The 24,080-nt window shown below is 66.2% G+C and carries 16 protein-coding genes and 1 pseudogene; 12 read left to right on the top strand and 5 right to left on the bottom strand.

Annotated elements, in window-relative coordinates; all coding sequences use genetic code 11:
* The first annotated feature begins 230 nt into the window (after positions 1-230).
* From OG874_RS25415 to OG874_RS25370, 10 genes are read left to right on the top strand one after another with little or no spacing between them, the layout of a single operon-like run.
* Positions 231-6,587 carry a type I polyketide synthase gene (locus OG874_RS25415; RefSeq protein ID WP_330249649.1) on the top strand — a complete coding sequence of 2,119 codons (6,357 nt, stop codon included), beginning with the start codon at positions 231-233 and terminating at the stop codon, positions 6,585-6,587.
* A 10-nt stretch (positions 6,588-6,597) separates the two neighbouring features.
* Positions 6,598-7,992 carry an aminotransferase class I/II-fold pyridoxal phosphate-dependent enzyme gene (locus tag OG874_RS25410; RefSeq protein WP_330249648.1) on the top strand — a complete coding sequence of 465 codons (1,395 nt, stop codon included), beginning with the start codon at positions 6,598-6,600 and terminating at the stop codon, positions 7,990-7,992.
* Between the two features lie 44 nt (positions 7,993-8,036).
* On the top strand, positions 8,037-9,998 hold the full coding sequence (locus OG874_RS25405) for a CRTAC1 family protein (protein ID WP_330249647.1): 1,962 nt from the start codon (positions 8,037-8,039) through the stop codon (positions 9,996-9,998).
* On the top strand, positions 9,995-11,110 hold the full coding sequence (locus OG874_RS25400) for an enediyne biosynthesis protein (RefSeq protein ID WP_330249646.1): 1,116 nt from the start codon (positions 9,995-9,997) through the stop codon (positions 11,108-11,110). Before OG874_RS25405 ends, OG874_RS25400 begins: the two co-directional genes overlap by 4 nt.
* A 39-nt stretch (positions 11,111-11,149) precedes the next feature.
* Positions 11,150-12,115 carry a DUF1702 family protein gene (locus OG874_RS25395; RefSeq protein ID WP_330249645.1) on the top strand — a complete coding sequence of 322 codons (966 nt, stop codon included), beginning with the start codon at positions 11,150-11,152 and terminating at the stop codon, positions 12,113-12,115.
* A gap of 3 nt (positions 12,116-12,118) precedes the next feature.
* Positions 12,119-12,925, top strand: coding sequence for an SDR family oxidoreductase (locus OG874_RS25390; protein ID WP_330249644.1), 807 nt, complete (start codon positions 12,119-12,121; stop codon positions 12,923-12,925).
* Between the two features lies 1 nt (position 12,926).
* Entirely contained in the window at positions 12,927-13,940 is a 1,014-nt protein-coding gene (locus OG874_RS25385) for a UbiA family prenyltransferase (protein WP_330249643.1), read from the top strand.
* Between the two features lie 29 nt (positions 13,941-13,969).
* Positions 13,970-14,515, top strand: coding sequence for an isopentenyl-diphosphate Delta-isomerase (gene idi / locus OG874_RS25380; RefSeq protein ID WP_330249642.1), 546 nt, complete (start codon positions 13,970-13,972; stop codon positions 14,513-14,515).
* Between the two features lie 11 nt (positions 14,516-14,526).
* Positions 14,527-15,648 (top strand): MAB_1171c family putative transporter, encoded by a 1,122-nt coding sequence (locus OG874_RS25375; RefSeq protein WP_330249641.1) that lies wholly within the window; start codon positions 14,527-14,529, stop codon positions 15,646-15,648.
* 16 nt (positions 15,649-15,664) lie between these two features.
* Positions 15,665-16,423, top strand: coding sequence for a dienelactone hydrolase family protein (locus OG874_RS25370; protein ID WP_330249640.1), 759 nt, complete (start codon positions 15,665-15,667; stop codon positions 16,421-16,423).
* Positions 16,424-16,550: 127 nt separating this feature from the next.
* Here the strand turns inward: OG874_RS25370 and OG874_RS25365 are convergent.
* Positions 16,551-17,663, bottom strand: a pseudogene (locus OG874_RS25365) (transcription termination factor Rho, short form); the annotation flags it as partial.
* Between the two features lie 421 nt (positions 17,664-18,084).
* Here OG874_RS25365 and OG874_RS25360 point away from each other — a divergent pair.
* Complete coding sequence (locus OG874_RS25360) at positions 18,085-18,942, top strand: cyclopropane mycolic acid synthase family methyltransferase (RefSeq protein ID WP_330249639.1); 858 nt, start codon at positions 18,085-18,087, stop codon at positions 18,940-18,942.
* A 30-nt stretch (positions 18,943-18,972) separates the two neighbouring features.
* On the opposite strand, the gene OG874_RS25355 is transcribed toward OG874_RS25360, so the two are convergent.
* The 3 genes from OG874_RS25355 to OG874_RS25345 all read right to left on the bottom strand — a co-directional run bounded on the left by OG874_RS25355 (position 18,973) and on the right by OG874_RS25345 (position 20,662).
* Positions 18,973-19,374 (bottom strand): PaaI family thioesterase, encoded by a 402-nt coding sequence (locus OG874_RS25355; protein ID WP_330249638.1) that lies wholly within the window; start codon positions 19,372-19,374, stop codon positions 18,973-18,975.
* 108 nt (positions 19,375-19,482) lie between these two features.
* Positions 19,483-20,232 carry an SDR family oxidoreductase gene (locus OG874_RS25350; protein ID WP_330249637.1) on the bottom strand — a complete coding sequence of 250 codons (750 nt, stop codon included), beginning with the start codon at positions 20,230-20,232 and terminating at the stop codon, positions 19,483-19,485.
* A gap of 64 nt (positions 20,233-20,296) precedes the next feature.
* Positions 20,297-20,662 (bottom strand): hypothetical protein, encoded by a 366-nt coding sequence (locus OG874_RS25345; protein ID WP_330249636.1) that lies wholly within the window; start codon positions 20,660-20,662, stop codon positions 20,297-20,299.
* Between the two features lie 214 nt (positions 20,663-20,876).
* On the opposite strand from OG874_RS25345, the gene OG874_RS25340 reads away from it, so the two are divergent.
* Positions 20,877-21,452, top strand: coding sequence for a sigma-70 family RNA polymerase sigma factor (locus OG874_RS25340; protein WP_330249635.1), 576 nt, complete (start codon positions 20,877-20,879; stop codon positions 21,450-21,452).
* Between the two features lie 351 nt (positions 21,453-21,803).
* Here the strand turns inward: OG874_RS25340 and OG874_RS25335 are convergent, their stop codons facing one another.
* Entirely contained in the window at positions 21,804-24,041 is a 2,238-nt protein-coding gene (locus OG874_RS25335; protein ID WP_330249634.1) for a serine/threonine-protein kinase, read from the bottom strand.
* Positions 24,042-24,080 lie beyond the last annotated feature (39 nt).

Below are 24,080 nucleotides of genomic sequence, written 5' to 3'. Positions count from 1 at the left end.
TGACTGCGGACGAGGCGATCCGGGCATTGGACGTATAACGGTGTTACCGCCGAAATAACACTGTCAGAGCCGGTTCTATAACACTGTAATTGCGCTGTGCACAGCTCGATCATGGTGCACCGCAACAACTTTCGTTTATCCGAACTGTCGGGTTGAGTATTAAAAGTATGCTGCCTATCGTTCAGCGCAGACATCTACATCGTTCAGTGTAGAAATCAGAGGACCGAGCAATGGCCGATGCGGCAATCGTCGGTATCGGGTGCCGATTTCCGGGTGGAATCGATGGCCCCGGTACCTTTTGGGATTTCCTGGTCCACAAGGGCGACGGCATCGTGGAAGTGCCGTCGGATCGCTGGAGCCTGGAGAAGTTCTACGATCCGGATCCGGATGCGCCCGGTCGGATGTACACCCGCCGCGGCGGGTTTCTGACCCAGTCGCTGTGGGAGTTCGACGCCGACTTCTTCGGCATCTCCCAGCGGGAGGCGTCGATCATGGACCCGCAGCAACGACTGCTGCTGGAGGTCGCGTGGGAGGCGCTCGACGACAGCGGGATGGCCGGGCGGATCGCGGGCCGCGACATCGGCGTCTTCGTCGGCGGCTTCATGAACGATAACGCGGTGGGCCGCAACGTGATTCGGTCCGCGATCAACAGTCATACGCCGACCAGCTCGTCACATACGCTGCTCTCGGCGCGCATCGCGTTCCTGCTCGACCTGCACGGTCCGACCATGACCATCGACACCGCCTGCTCATCCTCGCTGGTGGCACTGCATCAGGCCGTCCAATCCCTGGCGCTGGGTGAATGCAGCTCCGCCATCGTCGGCGGCGCCAATGCCATGCTCCAGCCGGAAACCTTCATCTCCATGTGCAAGGGCCGCTTCCTCTCCGTCGACGGGCGCTGCAAGTCGTTCGACGCCTCCGCCGACGGCTACGGTCGTGGCGAGGGCGCCGGCGTGGTGATACTCAAGCCACTCGACGCCGCCGTACGCGACGGTGACCGCATCTATGCCGTGGTCCGCGGCAGCGGCGTGAACCAGGACGGCCGCACCTTGGCCGTGCCCGTCCCCAACCCCGTTGCGCAGGAGGAACTTGCCCGGCGCGTACACACCATGTCGGGCATCGCACCGCAGGAGATCGGCTACGTCGAGGCGCACGGCACCGGAACACCGGTCGGCGATCCCGCCGAAATGACGGCCCTCGGCACGGTATACGGCGCGGTCGAGGGCCGCACCGAACCACTGCCGGTCGGGTCGGTCAAGAACAACATCGGTCACACCGAGGCGGCGGCCGGCGTGGCCGGCGTCATCAAGGCCGCACTGACCGTGCACCACCGGACGATCGCACCGCAGGCCTGGCTGGACCGGCTGAATCCGGAGATCCCGTTCGACGAGCTGCGGTTGCGCGTGCCGATGGCGGTCGAACCGCTGGTGCGGCCGGTGGTCGCGGTCAACAGCTTCGGCTACGGCGGCACCAACGCGCACGTGCTCATCGGCCCGGCGCCCGCCCCGTCCGAAACCCGTTCCAGCACAGCGGCAAATCGCGTACCGCTGCTGCCGCTGTCGGCGCGCAACGATCAGGCGCTGCGCACCATGGCCGCGCAGCTGATAGCGGCGACCGACACCGAACCGATCGACAAGCTGATCGACGCAGCCTGGGTTCGGCGCGCGCACCATCCATTGCGGACCGTCTTCCGCACGCACGACCCTGCCGAATTACGTTCGCAGCTAGCGGAATTTGCGGCGGGTGGTGGCCCGGCCCCGGCCCGTGCCATCGCGGAAGGGCACACCGATCCGGTGTTCGTCTACAGCGGTATGGGGCCGCAGTGGTGGGCGATGGGCCGCGACCTGCTGGCCGAGGACGGCCCGGCGGCTGAGCTGGCACGCGAAATCGATCGGGAATTCACGAAACTCGCGGGCTGGTCGATCCTGGACGAGATGGCCCGCGATGAGTCGGACTCCCGCATCTCCCGTACCGAAATCGCGCAACCCGCGAATTTCCTGCTCCAAGCCGCGCTCACCGCGGAATTCGCCGACCTCGGCATCCGGCCCGCGGTCGTCGTGGGGCACAGTGTCGGTGAGGTGACCGCGGCCTACGTGTCCGGATCGTTGACGCTGTCGGAAGCGGTGTCGGTCAGCTACCATCGGTCCCGCCTGCAGGCCACCACGGCCGGGACCGGCGGCATGCTCGCGGTGGGTCTGGCCGAGGCCGAGGCGAGCGAACTGATCGCCGACCTCGACGGCGTCTGCATCGCCGCGGTCAACAGCCCCACCGCGGTGACCCTGGCAGGCGACGCGCCCGTGCTCGCGGCGATCACCGAGCGCCTCACCGCCGACGGCGTTTTCGCCAGAGCGCTGCGGGTCGAAGTGCCTTACCACAGTCATCTGATGGACCCGGTCCTCGACGATCTCCGTACCGCACTGGCGCCGCTCGCACCGGGTGCTGCCACCGTTCCCGCGTACTCGACGGTGACCGGCATTCAAGCCGCACCACAGGATTGGGGCGCGGAGTACTGGTGCCGCAATGTCCGGGAGCGTGTCCGGTTCGCGGATTCGATCGGCGCTCTGCTCGACGCCGGCCACCGAGTCTTCCTCGAACTGGGCCCGCATCCCGTCGTGGGCGGCAGCATTCGGGAAATCCTGGTGCAGCAGGGCATTTCCGGTGCCGCGATCAGCACGCTGGTGCGTGGTGGCGACGATCGCGAGAACATCCTGACCGCGGTCGGCGAGCTGTATCGCGCCGGCGCACTGGACGGCGACCGCCTGCCCCGTGCGATCGATCCGGGTATCGAGCACATCGAGTTGCCCCGGTATCCGTGGCAGCGCCGGTTCGCTTGGACCCAGGAACCCGAAACCGAGCTGGATCGGATCGGCACCCCCGGCGGATTCGCGATGCTGGGCGATCGCACCGCGTCGGTATCCCCGGAATGGGAAGTCCAACTGTCGGTGTCGAATCTGCCGTGGTTGCGCGATCATGTCGTAGCCGGTGCGGTGGTGCTGCCAGGGGCGGCCTACCTCGACGCCGCCCTCAGTGCCGCCGCACTGCGCACGGGCCGGGACACCTTCGGGCTCGAATCGGTCGAATTCGTCGCCCCGCTCGTCATCGACGAGCACGACGTCCCGGTCGTCCGGATCAGCGTCGAGGAGAACACACACCGGTTCACCATCCGCTCCCGGCCCGCGACCGGCGGGCCGTGGACCGTCAACGCGCACGGACGACTCATCGAGGCGGAGACCGACGCCATCACTGTCGACGTTGCGCCGCAGGCGGATTCGGTCCAGGTGGCGGTTGACGAGCTGTACCGCAGTATGGCCGGGCATGGACTCGACTACGGCCCCCAGTTCCGATTGCTGCGCGAGGTCCGGGTCGGCTCGGACAGTGTAGTCGCGCAGTTGGATTCATCGCAGCAGCTGACCCGGCGGCATCTCGCGCACCCGGCAGTCGTGGATTCGGCACTGCAGTGCTTCGCCGCTCTCTATGCGAGATCTGCTGCGACACAGCCGGACTCCGGCCAAGACGCCGAGGTGGTGGTGCCTGCATCGATCGCCGGGATCCGCTGGAACGGACCGATGCCGGCCGACCCGGTCGTGGTCGTCACCCGCGATCCGGACGATCCGCTGCGCGCCGATATCCGGATCGCGGCGGCGAACGGCGCTGTCGCACTGACGATGTCGGGCGTGCGGTTCCGCGCGCTCACGCCACGGCCTGCCCTATCCGACCAGCTCGACGGGCTGTTCTACGAACCGGTGTGGGAGATCGTGGCCAACGGCGAATCGGCACCGCCCGACCTGCCCGGCGTCGAGGAATTCCTGCTCGTCATCAATCTCGGTGCGGAGATCTCGCAGCGGGCCAAGGAGATCACCAACGCCCGCATCCACGCCGAATTGGTGACGGTGGGCGAGCACGCCTCGGCGCTCGACAGTGCGCAACTGCTCGAACTACTCCGCGGCGCACACGACCGGCCCGAGGTCGAGCGGCTGCGGATCGTGGTCGTCGCCGGTACCGAGCACGATGGTGTGCGAAATGTGTACGGCCTGGCCCAGGTCGCCCAGGCGATCAAGGGACTGCTGTCCGACGAGGCCGTGGCGCGGGAGGCGCCCGACGCGCCCGCGGCCACCGATCCGCCGCTAGTGATCCACGCTGTCGTGGTTACCGAGCATGCGCTGTGCCTGCCGATCGACCGATTCGCCTGGTTCGAGCATTCGGTGCTGACCGGCGCGCGCCGCGAACTGCTCAACGAACTGCCCACCGGTCAGTGGCGGTTGGTGGATACCGAGCCCGATACCGCCGCGGCCGACATCCTCGAACAGGTCTACACCGACACCACCATCGACGAAGTGGCATTGCGGGCGGGCGCGTGCTGGACGATCCGCTGGCGGCATACCCTCCCCGCCCATCTTGCTCGCTGGGATGTCGCGCGACCGCTGACCGATGCCGAACAGTCGTTCCGGCTCGACATTCCACGCTCCCGGCTGCTGCCGGAACTCGCGCTGCGCACCACCGATCGGATCGCACCCGGCCCCGATGAGGTCGAGATCCGGATGCAGGCGGTCGGCCTGAACTACAAGGACACCCTGAAGGTTCTCGGTGTGCTCACCGAAAAGGAGCTCGACGGCACGTTCTACGGCACCGAGATCGGCATGGACGGCTACGGCGTGGTGGCCCGGGTCGGCAGCAACATCGCCGATATCGCACCCGGCGACGAGATTTCGGTCGTCGCGCCGGGAATCGTGCGGCGGTATGTGACGCTCCGGCCGGATACCGGCGCGACCACCCCGATGGATATCTTCCCGCCCGGCACCTTCGATCCGCTGCACTGCACCTCGGTAATGCCGCTGTTCACCGCCGAAATCGGGTTGGTCGAGCTGGCCAGGCTCCAGCCGGGCGAAACGGTGCTGATCCACGGTGCGGCGGGCGGTATGGGGATGGCCGCCGTCCAGGTCGCACTGCGCGCGGGGGCGCGCGTGATCGCCACCGCGGGCACCGAGGAACGCCGCGCCCAGGTGCGGGCGCTCGGCGCACACGAGGTACTGCCTTCGCGCTCGATCGGCTTCGTCGACGAGGTGATGCGCCTGACCGGCGGGGCGGGCGTAGATGTCGTCTACAGTTCGGCGCCGGGGGAGATCCTGCAGCAGAACTTCCGTGTCGCAGGCGAATTCGGTCGAATCGTGGACATCGGCAAGGCAGAAATCTACGGTTCGGGCACCATCGATCTGCGGCCCTTCGACCGGAACCTCGCGTTCTTCGCTGTCGATATCGACCGCATCCTGGCACGGCGTCCGGAGCAGGTGCGCCGGGCCGCCCGCCGGGTGGTGGACGCGATGTTCCGCGGTGAGTACTCGGCACTGCCGAATACGGTATTCCCCCTGGACAAGCTGACCGAGGCATTCGAAACGGTCGCGCGGTCCGCGCAGATCGGCCGGGTGGTGCTCGATCTGCGTGAAAAGCACCCTGCCGTGCGCCACATACCGCGGGAAGTCGAATTCGATCCGCACGCAAGCTATCTGGTGACCGGCGGATTCGGCGCGTTCGGCCTGGCCACCGCGCGCCAGCTGGTGCGTGCCGGGGTCCGGCACCTGGTGCTCGTCGGGCGCAGTGGCGCCGCCAGTGATGCGGCCAGGCAACAGCTGGCGCAGTTCGCCGGCGAGGGCGTCGAGGTACGCGAGGAACGCCTCGATGTGGCCGATCAGGACGCGGTCGCGGACCTCATCGCGCGCATCCAGGCCGGACCGGCGCCGCTGCGCGGTGTCATTCACGCCGCCGGGGTGGTGAACAACACCGAGATACCCGAGATCACCGCCGAATCGTTGCGCGAGATCTTCGAGCCGAAGGTGATCGGCGCGATCAACCTCGATCGGGCCACCACCGCCGCCGGTGTCGAGCTCGATATGTTCGTGCTGTACTCCTCCGCCAGCGGCATCGCCGGGCTCGCGCCCCAATTGGGTTATGCGGCAGCCAATTCCGCGCTCGACGCACTCGCCTGGGCGCGCCGGGCGCAGGGCAGGCCGGGACTGTCGGTGGACTGGGGATTCATGCGCGGCGACGGCGGCATGGCCGACTCCCGCGCGGTGTCGCGGTATGCCGAGATGACCGGATACGGCTCGCTGGATATGGATTTCGCGACTCTGCTGCTACGCGAATGTCTGCGCATCGACGTGCCGCAGGTCGCGTTGCTCGATATCGACTGGGCGCAATGGGCGCTCGCGCACCGCTCCTCGGCGCGGGCGCCGAGGTTCGTCGAGTTGGTGGCCGCCGCGGGCGGCGGGGGATCGGGTACCAGCGCCTTGCGCGCCGAGATCCTGGCGCTGGATCCCGAATACCGCGGCGAGGTGGTCGCCTGCCTGCTCGCCGAACAGCTCGCGGTCGTGCTCGCGGTCGACCCGGACACCGTGGATCTGGCGACTCCGACCATGGAGTTGGGGCTGGATTCGCTGATGGCCATGGAATTCGGCGCGCGCGTGGTGAAAAGCCTCGGCGTCAAGATGTCGGTCCTCTCGATCGGGGCCGGACTCTCGCTGGCCGGCCTCGGCGCCAAAATCGCCGCCCAGATCGCGTACGAAGAAGCAACTACCGAACAGACAGCAGTGTGAGGAATCTTGGATGACCACTGAGAGCATCGATCCCCGTGCACTGGCCCGCGCCCTGATGGCCAAGCACGGTCAAGGCAACGGTGCGAGTGCGGCCACCGGCACCGCGACCGCGCCGACCACACCCGACCGCGGTGCGTCGAACGGGCGGGGCACCGACAGTCCGACGCTGCAGACGACCTTCCGGGACCACCCCGGTGTGCTCGACGCCAACGAGAAGTTCGCCGCCTTCGACACCTGGACCCGCGAGGCCGGTGTGCTCAACCCGTACTACCTGCCGCACGAGGGCATCAGTGGACCGGTGACCCGGTTCTCGGACCGAGATATGTTGAACTTCAGCAGTTTCGGCTACCTCGACCTCGCCGCCGAACCGCGTGTGCATGCCGCCGCGATCGCCGCGATCGGCCGCTACGGGACCTCGGCGGCCGCGGTCCGCATGGTCGCCGGGGAACTGCCGCTCTACGGCGAGCTGGAAAGGGAGATCGCCCGGATCTATGACACCGAGGCCGCCATCGTGACGGCCAGCGGCTTCCTCACCAACGCGGCGGCGGTCGCCTTCTTGCTCGGCAAGCGCGATATCGCGATCTGCGATTCGCTGATCCACAACAGCATCGTCTCCGGCACCGAATGGGCGGGCTGCAAGCGAGTCACCTTCCGGCACAACGATCCCGAGTCGCTGGAAGCGATGTTGTCGATGTCGCGGCGCAGCTTCGACCGGGCCCTCGTGCTGATCGAAGGCGTGTACAGCATGGACGGCGATGTGGTCCGGCTGCCCGAAATCATCGAGGTGGCAAGGAAATACAACTGTTCGATCATGATCGACGAAGCGCACTCGTTCGGTGTGCTCGGCGAACGCGGGCTCGGCGTGCGTGAGCTGTTCGATCTGCCGGGCGATGCGGTCGATGTGTGGATGGGCACGCTGTCCAAGGCGCTCGGCAGCGTCGGTGGCTACCTGGCGGCCAACCGGGAGCTCGTCGAAGGGTTCAAGTACTCGGCGTCGGGCCTGAGCATGTACACCGCATCACCAGCGCCGTCGGCGGCCGCGGCCGCGCTCGAGGGGCTGGCCGTTCTGCACGACGAACCGGAACGTGTTGCGGCACTGCGGCACAACGCGCAGTACTTCTATCGGCGGGCGGGCGAACTCGGTTTCGACACCGGGAACGGACAGGGCACACCGATCACCCCGATCATCACCGGCGCGAACGAACCCGCCGTGCGGGCATCGATGGAACTGTTGCAGCGCAATGTCATGGCCAATGCCATCGGCCATCCCGTGGTTCCCGCAGACCAGGCGCGACTGCGCTTCTTCATCAATTGCCGTCATACCGAAGCACAGCTCGATCATGCGTTGGACACCCTGCGTCAGGTGTTCGACGGTCTCACCACGGAAGAAGGTCATCACTCGTGAAGTTGCCGGTCAGTTCTTCGCTGTTGCGAAAAGCGTTGGTGCCCTTGGCATCACTAACCCTCATGGCGGTCCTGTTCGTCCCGGCGCATTCGGCCATGATCGCTCCCGTGGAGACCGACGCCAACAGCTCGCTGGCGAGTCGGTTCCATTTCACCGAGATGCCGATCGCACTGCCACCCGGATTGCCGGAGCACAAGATTCGCCATATCGAGCCGCGATACGAGCACATCGTCGCCTGGCTGTCCTCGGTCAACGCCGCGACGGCCATCAACGACATCGACGGCAACGGCCGCGCCGATGATCTGTGCCTGGTCGATTCCCGATCCGATACGGTGATCGTGACCCCGACCCCGGACAGCGACACCAGCCGCTACGCGCCGTTCGTCCTCGACCCGGCACCCCTGCCGACCGACGACCGGATGGCGCCGACCGGCTGCGTCCCCGGTGATTTCGACCATTCCGGGCGCATCGGCCTGATGGTCTACTACGGCGGCCGCACCCCGGTGCTGTTCCTGCCCCGCGCCGGCGCCAGACATCTGGACAACAAGGCGTTCAAGCCGGTCGAAATGGTCGAACCGCCGGCGACCAAGGACGGCAGCTACCAGGGCGCGCGGTGGTTCACCCTGGCCGCCTCCGTCGCCGATTTCGACGGTGACGGCAACCCGGATGTCTACCTCGGAAACTACTTCCCCGACAGCGATTTCATCGGTCCCGACGGTGCGCACAGCCTGACGCTGAACGAATCGTTCTCCACCGCGACCAATGCCGGAACCAGTCGTCTGCTCACCTTCCAGCAGAGCTCGGGCGGCGCCGAACCGAATGCCGTGTACCGCGAGGTCGTCGACGCGCTCCCGGAAGGGAAATACAACGGCTGGACGCTGGCGACGGCCACCCAGGACCTCACCGGCGATCAGCTGCCCGAGTTGTACGTCGCCAACGATATGGGCAAGGACCGCCTGTTCGTCAACAAGTCGACAGCGGGGCATATCAAGTTCGACCTCGCCGAAGGCGAACGCGGCCCGACCGATCCGAAATCGTCTGTGCTCGGCCATGATTCGTTCAAGGGTATGGGCGCCGATTTCGGCGACCTCGACGGCGACGGCATGCCCGACCTCTTTGTCAGCAATATCGCGCAGCGCTGGGGCATCCTCGAATCCAACCTCGCGTTCTACAACACCGCCGCCGATCCGAAACAAGCGGCGGACGAGCTCAATTCGGGTGTCGCACCCTTCAAGAACCGGGCGGTGGCGCAGGGCGTCGCCTGGGACGGCTGGGGCTGGGATACGAAGATCGCCGACTTCGACAACAGCGGCCGGCCGCAGATCGTGCAGACCAACGGCATGTTCAAGGGCAAGAACACCCGCTGGCCGCAGGTGCAGGAATTGGCCACGATGAACGACGACTTCACCAAATACCCGTGGGCCTGGCCGAAGTTCACCGAGGAATCCGACCTGGCGGGTAACAACCGCATCGGTTTCCTGGCCCAGGACGACAGCGGCAAGTTCACCAATATCTCCCCGGCCCTCGACATCTTCGCGCCGACACCCACCCGTGGCATCGCGGTCGGCGACCCGACCGGTACCGGCGCGCTGAGCTTCGCGGTGGCCCGGCAGTGGGAAGCGCCGGTCTACTACCGCAACGACGCACCGCATCGCGGGCAGTATCTCGGCCTGCGGCTGTTCACTGCGCCGACCACCGCGGGTCCCGGCGACACCACGGTGGCGGGCCGGCCGGTACTCGGTTCCCCTGCGCTCGGCGCTGAAGTCACGGTGCCGACGCCGGACGGCAAACCGCATATCGCGCAGGTCGACGGCGGCAGCGGGCACGCGGGAAAGCGGTCCACCGACATCCATATCGGGCTCGGCGATATCGATCCCACGATCCCGCTCGCGGTACAGATCGCGTGGCGTGACAACCACGGCGCCGTGCACACCCAGCAGGTACAGCTGCAAGCCGGGCAGCACACGTTCGTTCTCGACTCCGATGCCCGGGAGGTGCACCAGTGAGTGTTCAAGGAAACGGCCACAGCGCCAACGGAACAGCCGATGTCAGCACGAGCACGAACGGCAACGGATCCGCGCCCGCCGAGCAGCAGGCCGCACCGCCGACACCGGCGCAGGCCTTTCGGCGAAAGTGGCTGGGCGTCAACAAAGAAGGACGCGATCCGAGGTATCTCGCCCTGCGCAACTTCGCGGCCTCGCTGACGTTGTTCAACATTCTGGGATTTCTGTGGCTCGGATTCGAACAGCCATGGCTGTGGCCGTTCCTGAGCGCGGCCACCGCGTACACGGTGGAGCTCGTTCTGGAAACGCTGGCGGCGTGGGCCTATCGCCGCCCGGCCGCATACCGCGGTAACGGACTTCGCGGCCTGATGGTGTTCCTGCTGCCCGCGCACATTACCGGTCTGGCCTTCAACTTCCTCTTGTACGCGGCGGATCAGTTCATGCCGATCATGTTCGGCATCACGGTCGCGGTCGGCACCAAATGGGTGCTGCGCGCCAAGATCAACGGGAAAGTGAAGCACTTCATGAACCCGTCGAACTTCGGCATCGTGGTCGCGCTGCTGGTCTTCCCGGCGATCGCCATCGTCGGTCCGTATCACTTCGTGGAGAACATCTCGGGCGCGGCCGATGCGCTGATCGTGCTGGGCCTGCTGTCCGCGGGAACCATGTTGAACGCCAAGCTGACCAAGAAGACACCGCTCATCCTCGCCTGGTTGGGTGCGTACGTGCTGCAGGCGGTGGTGCGCGGGCTGCTGGACGACAACATCTCGATCATCGCGGCGCTGCTGCCCGCGACCGGCATCGCGTTCGTGCTCTACACCAACTACATGATCACCGACCCGGCGACGACTCCGTTCAAGAAGCGGGATCAGATCGTCTTCGGCGCCTCGGTGGGTGTGCTGTACGGCGTGCTGATGGCCCTGCACGTGTCGTTCGGCTTGTTCTTCGCCTTGGTGCTCGTGTGCGCGAGTCGCGGAATGTTCTGGTGGTACCGCAACATTCGCGAATGGCTGGACAATCGCGCGGCCACCACGGCGCGGGATGACGAGGTGCCGCCGCCCGTGGCGGAGGAACCGGCCGTGCCCGAGCCGGAGAAGGAAGTCGCGCGGTCCTGATCACCGGAATCTGGAGCACCGCAACAGAATCGAGGAAATATGCCGTCATTGATCGGACCCTTACGCTCCACTCTGCTCGGTACCCGCATCGAGGAGAACCCGCTGGACCGCCCCGGCTTCGCGGCGCCGAGCCCCGCGACCGCCGCCGAACTCCAGCGGGTCGCCACCCACCTGTCCAGCAGCATTCACTTCGCCGTGTGCACCAAGAACAACGACGAGTTGATCGAGCACATCCAGCAGCTGCCCGAGCAGTACCAGGGCTTCGCGTTCGAAGGCGCCGCGACGGGGCTGGCCGCCGTCGACTCGATCACCCCGTTCAGCCACCGTGCCGCGGATCTGTTCACCGGCCCAGCGGCCAAACACGACCTGACCATGTATGTCGGGGTCGGCCTTGCGATGGGCAAGATCCCGAAACCGATTTGGCGGAAGGTCTTTCCGAAGCACCCGGTCTACCGCTGGCTCGCGATCGACGGATACGGCTTCTACAACGCCTTCTTCCGTACCGAGAAATACATCGCCCGCAAGCACGTCGACACGCGGTACCCGTCCTGGATGGGGGATACCGCACCGCTGCGGCGCGCGTCGGATCAGGGGATCGGGCGCGCACTCTGGTTCATCAGCGGCGGCTCGGTCGATGGTGTCGCCACCCGGATCGCCGAATTCGACCCGAGCAGGCATGCCGATCTGTGGAACGGTATCGGCATCGCGACCACCTTCGCCGGCGGCGTGGAAGTCAGTGACCTGGAAGCGATCCTGGCCCTGGTGCCGCAGTTCCGCCAGCAGTTGGCGGCGGGATCGACCATGGTCGCGAAGATCCGGCAGCAGGCCGACAGTGCCACCGCGCACACCGAAGTCGCCGTGCGGACCTATACCGGCCGCTCGATCGACGAGGCCGCCGCCCTGATCGACAAGGCGTTCGTCGGAATACCGGAGGACGGCACGGCCGCCGGCTACCACGCCTGGCGGGACCGCCTCGGTGAACTCGCCGCCGTCGGCGGGAGCTGAATTGTGAACTGGACGGATAAGCACGTGATCGTCACCGGCGGCTCGGAGGGCATCGGGGCAGCGGTCGCCACCGCCTTCGCCCTGCGTGGCGCGCGAGTGTCGATCATCGCCCGCCGGGAGGAGCCGCTGCGCGCGACCGCCGAGCGGATCGGGGCCGATCGGTGCGTCGCCGATGTCACCGACCGGCAGGGATTGGCAACCGCCATCAAGGAATTGGAAGAACGCAACGGGGCCTGCGCGGTGATCGCCTGCTGTGCGGGCCTCACACTGCCGGGTCTGTTCCTCGATATCGACAGCGACGAGTTCGGCATCCAGAGCGATGCGAACTACCTCGGTTCGGTGCATGCCATTCGGTGTGTGCTGCCCGGCATGGTCGAACGTGGCAGCGGACATGTGCTGCTGCTCAGTTCGACATCGGCCTTCCTCGGCATCCCCGGATACTCGAGCTACGGCCCCACCAAGGCCGGCGTGCGTCAGCTGGGTCTGTGCCTGCGGTACGAGGTCGAGCCCGCCGGGGTGACCGTCTCGGTGCTGTATCCGGCCGATACGGATACGCCCGGACTCGCCAGGGAGAACCTGCGCAAACCCGTTGAGACCAAGGCCATCACGGGGTCGATCAAACCGCTGCCCGCCGCCAAGGTCGGCGAAGCCGCGGTACGTGGTCTGGAACGCGGCCGCCATCACATCACGATGGATCCGCTCACCACATTCTTCCTGCGGTGGGCGAATCTCCCGGAGGATCTGTCGCGGCCGTTCTTCCGCCGCAGTATTTCCCGGGCACGTCAGCGCGCGCACCAGGAGCAGACCTGACATGTCCACCACACTCGGCGGCGAGGACGCCGCACTCGGTGCACGATTACACCGGATCTTCACCGCGGGCCCCGGCGAACAGGGCGTTCCGCTGCGGCTACGCACCAAAATCAACTACGCCCTGTGGCTGACCCGGCCGGAGATCGCACCGATGTCCGCCGCGGTCATGGTGGCCGATGTCCTGTTCAGCGCGCATTCCGGAGCCGAGATCTGGTCGGCGCCGATGATCGTGGCCGCGGTGATGCTGGCCGCCGCCATTCAACTGCTGCACGTTGCCAACTGCCTGGCCGATCGGTGGGTGGACGCCGAATACAAATCCAAGTTCTCCCGGATGGTCCGCGATCTCGGCGTGCGGTTCGTGGCCTGGCAGATCTATCTGACCACCGGCGGAATCGGCGTCGCGACGATCTATCTCGCGGTGGCGACCGGGCATTTCGACCTGCTGCTGATCATCCCCATCGGAACTCTGCTGCTACTCGAATATTCGCTGCCGCCATGGCATTTCAAGGCCGCGGGATTCTGGCAGATCCCCTGGACCTACCTCATGACGATGGTCTTTCCCGGTGTAGTCGTGCTCCGACTCTACGACCGGCCGATCGAAATACCCGCGCTCATCGCCATTCTCGGCCTCGGGCTCACGACCACCGGGGTTTTCAGCGCGAACACCGCCGAGGACCTTCCCGAAGACGCCGAGCACGGAATAATGACATCGGTCCGGGCGCTGGGCCTGCGCGTCTCATTTCTCGAGTCGATGACGCGGGTGAGCGTCGGCGCCGCACTCGTGGCCGGTTCCGTCGTCGCGATGGTGGGGTGCACGCCGACGCTGATCGTGTACGCGGTCGGTGTCCTGATCGTCCTCGGCTATCTGGGCCGCAGCCTGGTCGGCACCTGGGGCAAACCCCTGGACGAAGCCATGCCGCTGGTCCGGTCGCAGGCGAAACTGTTCGTATTCATGGTCGCGCTCGTCGCCTGGGCAGCTGTCGTGCCCGCCGCCGCCGTGTTCTGCCTACAGTGAGTGAAATCCGAGACCAGGGAGCCCCGATCATGACCACCGAGATTCGCTCCGATCGCGAGGCCCTGCTCGTCGAACTAGTGGACGAGCAGGGCCTCGCGATCGGAGCATGTTCCGTGGCGCAGGCACATCGGCAGCCGGGGCAGCTGCACCGCGCCTTCTCGGTGCTGCTGTACGACCCATCCGGACGTGTCCTGCTGCAGCGGCGAGCCGCCGTCAAAACCCGCTTCCCGCAACGATGGTCGAATACCTGCTGTGGTCATCCCGCGCCCGGACAGGACCCGGCCGACGCGGCGACGATCCGGCTGAAGGAGGAACTCGGCCTGGCCGTCACCCAGCTGACCGAGGCGGGCATCTACCGGTATCGGGCCGCCGACCCGCGCGGCAACCAGGTGGAGCACGAATGGGACCACGTGCTGGTCGGGGCCATGCCCGATAGCGCGCCGCGGCCAGATCCAGCCGAGGTCTCCGAGTACGCCTGGATCGACACCGCCGAACTGCTCGATCGCCTCTCGGCGGAGCCCGACTCCTATACCCCTTGGCTCCGTGGAGTTCTGGAAGTGGCCGCTCGTCGGTAAGAATATGCGGGGTGTCGTCGCTGATTCCCGCAGTCCTCGGCTGGTCGTTGATCGGCTACCTCGGCGTCATCGTGGCGGGCCGGCTGATCCTGGTCCGGGACACGTTCATCGATCGGAGTCTCAATCGGGGGCTGCTGTGGAGCATCGCCGCTCTGCTGTTGTTTCGGTGCACGCCGGTGATGAGCATCACCAGCCTGCCGAATCAGCTCGCGCTGGGGTGCGTCGTCATGGTGACGATGAACCTCTACTGCATCGCTCGATTCATGGACGACTCGGTCATCGACTGGCGCCGCGAACGCAGATGCGCTCTGGTGACCGCGGCCGTCACCGCCGTCATCGTCATCGCGGGGATGTCGGCCAGGGACCTGGCACCTTCGGTCGACCTGAGTCTGCACGGTGCCGGGCTGGTCGTGCTGTTGGCCTTCGCCGTGCCGGTGGCAGTCAATATCGTCCTGTTCGTCCTGTTGGGCATCCGCGAGATCCGATCCGACGACCTGCGCTTCGACGCGCAGGTCGTCGGTTATCTCTTGATTACCAGCACTGTCTTCGTCCTCGTCAATCAGACACTCTCCGCCGCACAGTTGATCACCGGATGGCCCGCTTGGGGTCCACAATTGCCGCATGCGGAGTTCGACTTCGTCGTCTGCCTGACTGTCAACGCGACATTGCTGGCCATCCCACTGGTCTCGGCGCTGATCACCGTGGCCGGACTAGACCGAGACGGCCGAACCTGTCGCCGATTACGGCCGTTGTGGCGCGATCTCACCGCGGCGGTACCGGAGATCGTGCTGCCCACCGACTCTCGCGCCGATCCGGCCGCCCGACTGTTTCGCATGACCGTGGAGATCCGCGACGCGATGCTGCATCTGGGCTCCTACCTCCCGGCCGACGCCGTTGGACCTACCGAGGCCGAAACCAACTGGGAGACCACCGGTTACGCTCATCGCCTGGTGCGGGCGGCGCAGGCCAGACAGGCGGGCCTGCTGCCCGCCGTCACCGGGTCCGCACCGTCGCTGCCGGTGACCGCGCACGATTTCGACGCCGAGCTCGCGCACTTGGTCGACCTGGCGAATGTCTGGCCGCTGGCCAAAGCCGCAGTCGATCGCGCACCGCGCGCCACGGATCGCCCGTGACAATAGGGTGTATTCCATGACGTACCAGATCATTTCCCGACAGTTCGACCTCCAGGTAGACGGCTCGCCGATGACCGGCTATCTGGCCCGGCCGGAGGGAACGGAGCCGTTGCCGGCGGTGCTCGTCGGAGCTGAGCTGTGGGGTTTGACCGAGGATGTTCGTCGGATCGTCGACCGGGTCGCGGCGCTCGGGTATGTGGCCGTCGTGGTGGATGTCTACCACCGGTCCGGCCCGGAGACCGCCGAGGGACTTGCCGAGAGTGCGGAGAATCGCGAGCACGCCTTCGAGCTACTGGGGGAGTTGACCCGCGACGGTGTCGAGGCCGACTGCCGGGCCGCGATCGACTATGCGCGCGAGCAGGGCGGAGCCGCCGAGCAGACCGGTGTGCTGGGTTTCAGTCTCGGCGGGCACCTGGCCTATTTCGCGGCCACCCGACTCGATCTCGCGGCGGCGGCCATCTTCTATCCGGGCTGGTTGACGACCCCGGGGACCGCGCTCAGTAGGCTGGAACCGCTGCTGGCCGGGACCGACGGCATTGCCAAGGGCGACGTCCGGCTGCTGATGTTCTTCGCGGAGCTCGACCATGTCATCGACGCCGAACAGCGCGCGCAGATCGGCGCGGGGCTCACCGCGGCCGGGGTGCGGCACGAGTTGGTGGTCTATCCGGGTGCGAAGCATGCGTTCTTCTTCCCGGGCCGCGAGCCGTATGACGAAGCCGCGGCGCAGGATTCGTGGCAGCGGGTGAGCGCGCTGTTCGCCGCCGAACTGGGTTGAGTCGAATAAGGCCCGATCGGCCCTGTTCCCCCCTCCGAGAACAGGCCCGATCGGGCGCTGAGAAAATAATGCCTCGGGGGGCTTCACAGGGGCTTAAAGGCTCCTTAATGGAGAGGTGTCAACAAGATCAGGCCCGTTTGGCGCCCAGCTGGGCCAGGAATTCGGCGTTGGTCGGCGACTTGCGCAGTCCCTCCAGCAGCAGGTCGATCGCCTGCTGACCATCCACCGCGGCGAGGGTGCGGCGCAATAGGTGGTTGGCCGCCAATTCGTCCGGGGCGAGCAGCAATTCGTCCTTGCGGGTGCTCGACTGGGCAATGTCGATGGCCGGGAAGACGCGGCGGTTCGCGGTCGCGCGATCCAGTTTGAGTTCGGCGTTGCCGGTGCCCTTGTATTCCTCGAAGATCACGGTGTCGGCCAGCGATCCGGTCTCGACCAGGGCGGTGGCGATGATGGTGAGCGAGCCGCCGTGTTCCATATTGCGTGCCGCGCCGAGGAACCTCTTCGGCGGCGCAAGTGCGGCGGCGTCGACACCGCCGGAGAGCACCCGCCCGGAGGACGGTGCGGCATTGTTGTAGGCGCGGGCGAGGCGGGTCAGCGAGTCGAGCAGCACCACCACATCGCGGCCCATCTCGACCAGGCGCTTGGCCCTTTCGATGGCCAGTTCGGCCAGGGCGATGTGGTCGCGGGGCGGGCGGTCGAAGGTGGCGGCCGCGACATCGGCGGGGACCGATCTGGCCAGATCGGTGACCTCCTCGGGTCGTTCGCCGACCAGTACCAGCATCAGTTCGCACTCCGGGTGGTTCTTCGCGATGCCGTGCGCGATCGCTTGCAGCACAGAGGTTTTGCCCGCCTTGGGCGGTGCGACGACGAGGGCGCGCTGCCCCTTGCCGATCGGCATCACCAGGTCGGTGATCCGGGTGGTCATCGCATGCGGTTCGGTCTCCAGTCGCAACCGCTGGTTGGGATAGATGGGGACGAGGTCGGCGAAATTCGGTCGGGCCCTGGCCTTTTCGGGAGCCTGGCCGTTGACCGATTCGATGCGGACCAGTGGGTCGAGCTTGTCGCCGCGTGCGGGTTCGGCCGTGCCGGTGATGAAATCGCCACGGCGCAAACCGTATTCGCGAATCAGCCGGGGCGCCACGTGCACGTCATGCGGACCGGGAAGGTAGCCGTCGACACGGACGGCGGCGGCGCGGCTGTCCACGATATCGAGGATGCCGCTGACGGAGCGAACGGTGTCGGCCGCCGCGACCCCGTCGGGTGTTGGTGTGGGAAAAGTATTGTCTTTCATGGTGTTTCCTTTGAAGTGTGGTGGGGTACGGCGAACGGCCGTGAGCGGCAGCGGCGATACGCGCGCTGCGGTGAATGTCCCTGTGCGGATTCACGAAGGGCGAGAACCGCTGTGCGAAAGGGGATCTCAGAGATCCTGTGGGAACTCCCGCGCTGATCGGCTGATCCGATCGGCTGGGCCTACATCCACTAGGACAAAGCCGAGAGTACAGCTTCGAACTGTTGTGTGCAATGGTTCCAGTCACAGCTCGGCCACAGCGGCCGGCGTCGGTCACGTTTTCATATCGGTCGTCGATCGGGGTAAACGACTCGTCGGCGTGTCACGTATCAGTTCATATCCGGCCAAGACCGGCGACGGCAGGAGATACGCGATGGCCGACCTCGCACCGTTCTACCAGCAAGTCCAGTCGCACTACGACGTGTCCGACGACTTCTACCGGCTGTTCCTCGATCCCTCGATGACCTACAGCTGCGCCTATTTCGAACGCGATGATATGACCCTGGAGCAGGCCCAGCTCGCCAAGATCGACCTGGCGCTCGGCAAACTGGATCTACAGCCGGGCATGACCCTGCTCGATATCGGATGTGGTTGGGGCGCAACCATGTTCCGCGCGGTCGAGCGCTACGGCGTGAAGGTCGTCGGCCTCACGCTGAGCCGCAACCAGTACGAGCGTGTCCGCTCGGAGATCGACCGACGCCACGTCTCCGGTGCCGAGATCCGGCTGCAGGGCTGGGAGGAATTCGGCGGCGGCGCGGACCGCATCGTCAGCATCGGCGCATTCGAGCATTTCCGCCGCGAGCGCTACCGGGCGTTCTTCGACCGCTGCCATCGGATGCTGCCGCCCGACGGGCGGATGCTGCTGCATACGATCATCGGCCATACGCTCAACGACCTGCGGCGCATGAATATTCCGGTGACCCGGGCGAACGCGCTGTTCCATATTTTCATGAAGCGGCATATCTTCCCGGGCGGCCAGCTGCCGCAGCCCGCCGAGGTGACCCGGCTCGCCGGGCAGGCCGGATTCGGCACCGAGCGGATCCAGCCGCTGCGCCTGCACTACGCGCGCACGCTGGATCACTGGGCCGAGGCGTTGGTGGACCAGCACGACGAGGCCGTGCGAATCGCATCGGAGGAGGTCTACGCCAGGTACCTGAAGTACCTCAACGGATGTGCCGATCACTTCCGCAGCGGGCACCTCGATGTCATGCAGTTCACCCTGGTGAAGTGAAGTGCCCGGCGCACCGTACCGGGCGACGGGTCACAGGACGGCTTGGGTCTGGGTCACCTTGGCGACGAGTTTGTCCGCGTCATCCCGGATTTCGGTCTCCACCACAATGAACGACCGCCCCGCGTGCAATGGCCGTGCCGAGGCGATGGCATGACCGGACCGCACCGCCCGCAGGAAATTCGTCTTGGATTCGACCGTCGTCGTGCCCTGCTTGCCCTCGGGCAGATTCAGGAATGCGCACACCGCGGCGGTCGCGTCCGCGAGTGACATCAGCACACCGCCGTGCAGCACGCCGCCCAACGTACACAGCGACTCGTCCCAGGCGATCCGGCTGCGCACCAGTGCGGACCCGTGCTCGAGTACCTCGACCCCGAGGCGCTCGGTGAACGGCATGGACTGGTGAAAGAGTTTGGTGCCCACGTCATCGATCATGAAATCAGCCTGCCCGATGGACCCGGCGCGCGTCGATTACTCCCGAGGTAATGAACAGCACGAGCAGGCCGGGCGCGCATCACCCGCGCATTGTCGAGTGCGACCGGCTCAGCTCATCCGGGCCACGACCGCGCGGGGCAGATGTGGCAGCACCAGATCGATGAGTCGCCACGGCCACCCGGGCACGCAGGCGCGAATCCGTTCCCGTTCGATCGCTCGCACCATCGCCGCCACCCCCTTGTCCAGCGGTGCGACCATGCGCGCGTCACCGGCTTTCGCCGCCATATCCGTGGCGATGAAACCGGGAAGCAACGTGGTGACGGCGATCGGCGACTGCGCGAATTCGACCGTGAGCGCCTCGCCGAGCGCGGCCAATCCGGCCTTGCTCGCGGAGTAGGCGGCCTTCGTGCCGGGCAGTCCGCGCACCGCGCTCATCGAGGACACCAGTACCAGATGGCCCGCCCCCTTGGCGCGGAAGATCTCCAGTGCCGCCTCGGTCTGGGCCAGGGCGCTGACGAAATTGGTGGTGGCCGTGGCGATATTGGCGTCCGCGCGCCCGGTGCCGATCCGCGCGCCCTTGCCGATACCGGCATTGACGATCACGCGATCCAACCCGTCCAGTTCCTCGCGCAATTGCGCGAATACCGACGGGATGGCGGCGTGGTCGTCGACGTCGAGCGCGTGGACCGCGACCTTGATGTTCGGATGCGCGGCGTGCAGTTCGTCGCGCAGGGATTCGAGCGCGTCCAAGCGGCGGGCGCACAGTGCAAGGTCGCGGCCCTTCTCGGCGAAATCCCGCGCCATCGCCGCACCCAGTCCGGCGCTCGCGCCGGTGATCAGGATCTTGCTCCGCGTCATGGTTGCGAACATAGCGGTTACCGACACCAGTCGATATCCGCCGCGCGCCCGATTCGGACGTGGCTCAGCCGCCGAACGAACCGGTGCTCGGTGGCAGCATGCGCCAGGCGCCGCAGTTCGTGGTCTTGAACGCGACATCGGTCGGCGCGATCTCGGCGCGGACCGGGCTGTTCCTGGTGAAGTCGTTATTGATGATGTAGTGCTGGTCGGTGTTGTCGCCCTCGACCTTGCGCAGCCGCCGCCAGTCGCAGCCGACGGCCGGATCGGGGGTCCCGGGGGCCACCCAGACGCCGGGGAAGATGTCGACGCCCACCAGGTAGACGCCGTCCTCGGTGATGGTGTTCGCGGGCTGGGCGGCCGCGGTTCCGGTGCCCAGCAGCGTCACGGTGGACGCCATTGCCCCCGCGATCACGAGCGTGCTTGCACGCATAGCGATTTCTCCTCGAATCGTGCTCTGGCCGCCAGTGGCGGCTGACCTGCGGAGACCCCCACGTCTCCGGGGCCAAGGTCTACCAGACTCGGCGGCCGATTTCGGCCGATTCCGAGATTTCGGTCGCCCGGACAGCGGTATGGGCAGCACATCTGTCCGGATTCACGGTGGCGGCCGTGATTCCACTCGCGACGGTTCTCGCGATATCTGTTGTATGAGCGGTATTTGTTCGGTGGTCGATGTCGCGGGCAAGCGGTCGACCTGTGCGACGGCATGTGCGGGGCTGTGTAACGACGATGGGCTCGCGAAGGTGCTGGCCGCCGACCGTGCGCTGCTGCACTGGCGCGCGATGCGCGGGCTCGGTGATTCGGGACTGGCCGAACACGCGGTCCAGGAGACGCTGCTACGGGCCTGGCGCGCGTGCGCGATGTTCGACGAGCGCAAGGGCACGGTTCGCACCTGGCTGTTGGCTATCCAACGCAACGTCATGATCGATATCGCCCGTGCCCGCGCCGCCCGGCCCGCCGATACCGGCTGGGACGAGGTCGAGGAACTCAGCGACGCGCGGTACGCGAATCCGGACTTCGCCGACCGGCTCGTCGATGGTCTGCTCGTGGCAGACTTGCTCGCCCGGCTGCCCGAGTCCCAGCGTGCCGCGGTAGTGGAGGTGATCCTGCGGGATCGGGCCTATCAAGAGGTGGCCGATGACTTCGGCGTTCCGGTCGGCACCGTGAAGACGCGAGTGCACTACGCGCTGCGCTCGTTGCGCCGATTGCCGCTCGGGGCCTGAGCCTGGGCAGGGGCGGTTACTAGACTCCGCAAGACTCCGCGCAGTGGGCAGATACTGCGCCTAAAGTCCTTGGGTGGCTCGCCGTTTCGACATCAGGAGGCTCGCACTACGGGCATGCGGCCGCGGCAGTGGCTGATTGATGACCCGAGTAACAGCCGCCCACGCCGCCAGGGATGAACTCCGGTGCCGTTTTGATCGCGCAGCATCCTTTGGTCGACGCTGAACCGGGAGCAATGCACTGCCAAGCCGTTCGGCCACCTGTGTGGGACCGTCGTCATCGGTGTAGACGCTCAGCAATATCGCCCGGATCTCCGGCGCCGGTGAGTGGACGTTCCCGGCAGGCACGGTTGATCAGTTATTTCGGGCTCGTTTCGTTTGCCCCCGCGACCGACCGGAGACGGTGCGTTGGAATGCCCGCAGATCGTCCTCCAGTTTCCGGTGCAACCAGTAATTGCCGATGAATCCGAAGACGCCCGCGATGGCCAGCCAGCGGATCGATTCGGTGACCAGGGTGACTTCCTCCGGTTCCAGGAACATGAGGCCGTGCACGACGCCGATGAGCGGAATCGAGGCGGCCACCGCGAGGTAACGGGTGCTGCGGCGGCTCAGGGCGCGGAGGTTGTCGTAGTCGGCGGCGGTGGTCCCGTGCAGGAGCAGGCGCGGGTAGATGGTGCGGACAACGAACAGTGTGACGAGGAAAAACGGGTACGCGACCGCGATCGCGCCACAGACGAGCAGCGAGGTGGACAGGTGCACCACCCGCGCAGGTGAGAGATCGGTGCCGTTACGTAGCGCGAAGGCGGTCACCATCGCACCGGTGGCCCATCCGGCGAAGGCGACCCAGGCGACCCGGTCACCCACCGTCAGGCTGTCTCTGCGGGCCAGTGCCAGCATTTCCGGGGTGAACGTCCGGCCCTTTCGCAGTCCGCGCCACACCACCAGAAAGACGCGGCGGCACAGGTAGTTCGTCACGACGAGAACCAGTAGGGGGATGATCAGTTCCAGCACCGGGTTGATACCTTGCAACGACTCCCGCTGGTCGTCCGGTATCCATGCGTCGATCAGCGCTCTGTTGTGCACATTGCCGTAGAGCACGCCGAGCATGCCGCCGGTCGCGCTCGCCAAGGTGACGATGGCCGCCAGCGACCATGGCCCGACCTTCGAACGCAAACTGCCGCGCTGCGGGTCGACGAGATCGCGGGCCCGCCGGTCCAAGCACAGCTCGAATTGCTGGGCCAATTCGGTACCGGTCGACCAACGGTTGTCCCGCTGTGGCGCAAGACATTTCAACAGCACGCGGCGCAGGGTCGGCGGGCAGTCCGGGGGGAGCTCGGACAGATAACGCGGTTCGATATCGTTCTTGCGCAATTCGAGCATCCGCCCCAGCGAGGTTTCCGATTCCCCTGCCTGTGGTTCGTCGTCGAAGGGTCTGCGTCCGGTCAGCAGCTCCCACAGCATGACACCGAGCGCGTAGATATCGCTGCGAACATCCAGATCTCCGGCGGTGGTCGGCAACTCCGGGTGACAGGCCGCGAGTTGTTCGGGGGACATGTATGCCAGCGACCCGCCGAAGTAGGCCATCGGATTCGTCCCGGCGACGTGGTGGCTGAAGCTGACATTGAAGTCGGCGAGTTTCGGGACGCCCTCCGCGGTGAGCAGCACATTGGCCGGTTTGATATCGCGGTGCAGCACTCCGGTGCGTGCGGCGTAGTCGAGTGCTTCGGCGAGCCGGCTGCCGAGCCATGCGACCGTTTCCGGCCAGCTGTAGCCGATGATGTCGCTGCGGGTATCGGACTCGTTCGGGATGATTCCGCCGGTGTCTTCGATCGCCTGATCGACCGCGTCGATCAGTAGGGCGCCGGTGCGGCTGTCCGATGATCGGGAGCGCACCAGATTCAGCACCCCGAGCAGCGTGCCGCCCGGCAGGTACTGCATGTACATCAATTTGAGTTCGCCGTCGCGGATCAGCCGATGATCGAAGACCCGCACGATGTACTCGTGATCCAGCTGCGCAAGTGTCTCCGGCTCGGCGCCACGGTTGTATGAGATCTTCACCGCGACCAGCCGCTGCATCGACCTTTGCCGCGCCAGGAATACCCGTGCGAAGGCGCCGCTGCCCAATCCGACGAGCAGATCGAAATCGTCGACACTCGTACCGACGCGGACCCCGTCGAGCGCCTGCTGGGCCCGTGGCGGTGCGATCAGTGTGCTGCGGTAGTCGATCTCCGACCATACGGTGGCGGTCGCGTCCATCTCGGTCGGCTGGTCGTCTTGATCCTGGTCTCGCCCGGACCGGCGCCGCACATGGAACTCTTCGTAGGCCAGATCCGGCGGCGTCGGGCCGGTACGCAACTCGGCGTATTCGGCGCGGTACTGAGTGAGCCGTTTCGGATGGTTGTAGCGCAGCCACCGGTACTCCAGATCGACCTTGATCAGCTCGATCAGACACATCCGACGCAAACCCGGCGTGCCCGGAAGATACTCCGCGAGATTCGGGGGTTCACCGGTCTTGTCCCAGGTGTCGGCGAAGTCCGTGACGATCGATGCCAGCATCAAGCGAGTCCGGTGCACAGCGTCCGACTCGTTCATCGTCGGTTCCAATTCCGCTCCGATCAAATCCCGGCAGGC

The sequence above is a fragment of the Nocardia sp. NBC_00565 genome, assembly GCF_036345915.1.
In the GTDB taxonomy this organism is placed as follows: Bacteria; Actinomycetota; Actinomycetes; order Mycobacteriales; family Mycobacteriaceae; genus Nocardia.
The sequence above is the reverse complement of the archived record's forward strand: the minus strand, read 5'-3'. Positions and strand labels throughout refer to the sequence as shown.

What these genes read in the sequence shown, in the direction of transcription:
- OG874_RS25415 (WP_330249649.1), top strand. Translation starts at nt 231, where the DNA reads ATGGCCGATGCGGCAATCGTCGGTATCGGGTGCCGATTTCCGGGTGGA.
- OG874_RS25410 (WP_330249648.1), top strand. Translation starts at nt 6,598, where the DNA reads ATGACCACTGAGAGCATCGATCCCCGTGCACTGGCCCGCGCCCTGATG.
- OG874_RS25395 (WP_330249645.1), top strand. Translation starts at nt 11,150, where the DNA reads ATGCCGTCATTGATCGGACCCTTACGCTCCACTCTGCTCGGTACCCGC.
- OG874_RS25385 (WP_330249643.1), top strand. Translation starts at nt 12,927, where the DNA reads ATGTCCACCACACTCGGCGGCGAGGACGCCGCACTCGGTGCACGATTA.
- idi (WP_330249642.1), top strand. Translation starts at nt 13,970, where the DNA reads ATGACCACCGAGATTCGCTCCGATCGCGAGGCCCTGCTCGTCGAACTA.
- OG874_RS25370 (WP_330249640.1), top strand. Translation starts at nt 15,665, where the DNA reads ATGACGTACCAGATCATTTCCCGACAGTTCGACCTCCAGGTAGACGGC.
- OG874_RS25360 (WP_330249639.1), top strand. Translation starts at nt 18,085, where the DNA reads ATGGCCGACCTCGCACCGTTCTACCAGCAAGTCCAGTCGCACTACGAC.
- OG874_RS25355 (WP_330249638.1), bottom strand. Translation starts at nt 19,374, where the DNA reads ATGATCGATGACGTGGGCACCAAACTCTTTCACCAGTCCATGCCGTTC.
- OG874_RS25350 (WP_330249637.1), bottom strand. Translation starts at nt 20,232, where the DNA reads ATGACGCGGAGCAAGATCCTGATCACCGGCGCGAGCGCCGGACTGGGT.
- OG874_RS25345 (WP_330249636.1), bottom strand. Translation starts at nt 20,662, where the DNA reads ATGCGTGCAAGCACGCTCGTGATCGCGGGGGCAATGGCGTCCACCGTG.
- OG874_RS25340 (WP_330249635.1), top strand. Translation starts at nt 20,877, where the DNA reads ATGAGCGGTATTTGTTCGGTGGTCGATGTCGCGGGCAAGCGGTCGACC.
- OG874_RS25335 (WP_330249634.1), bottom strand. Translation starts at nt 24,041, where the DNA reads ATGAACGAGTCGGACGCTGTGCACCGGACTCGCTTGATGCTGGCATCG.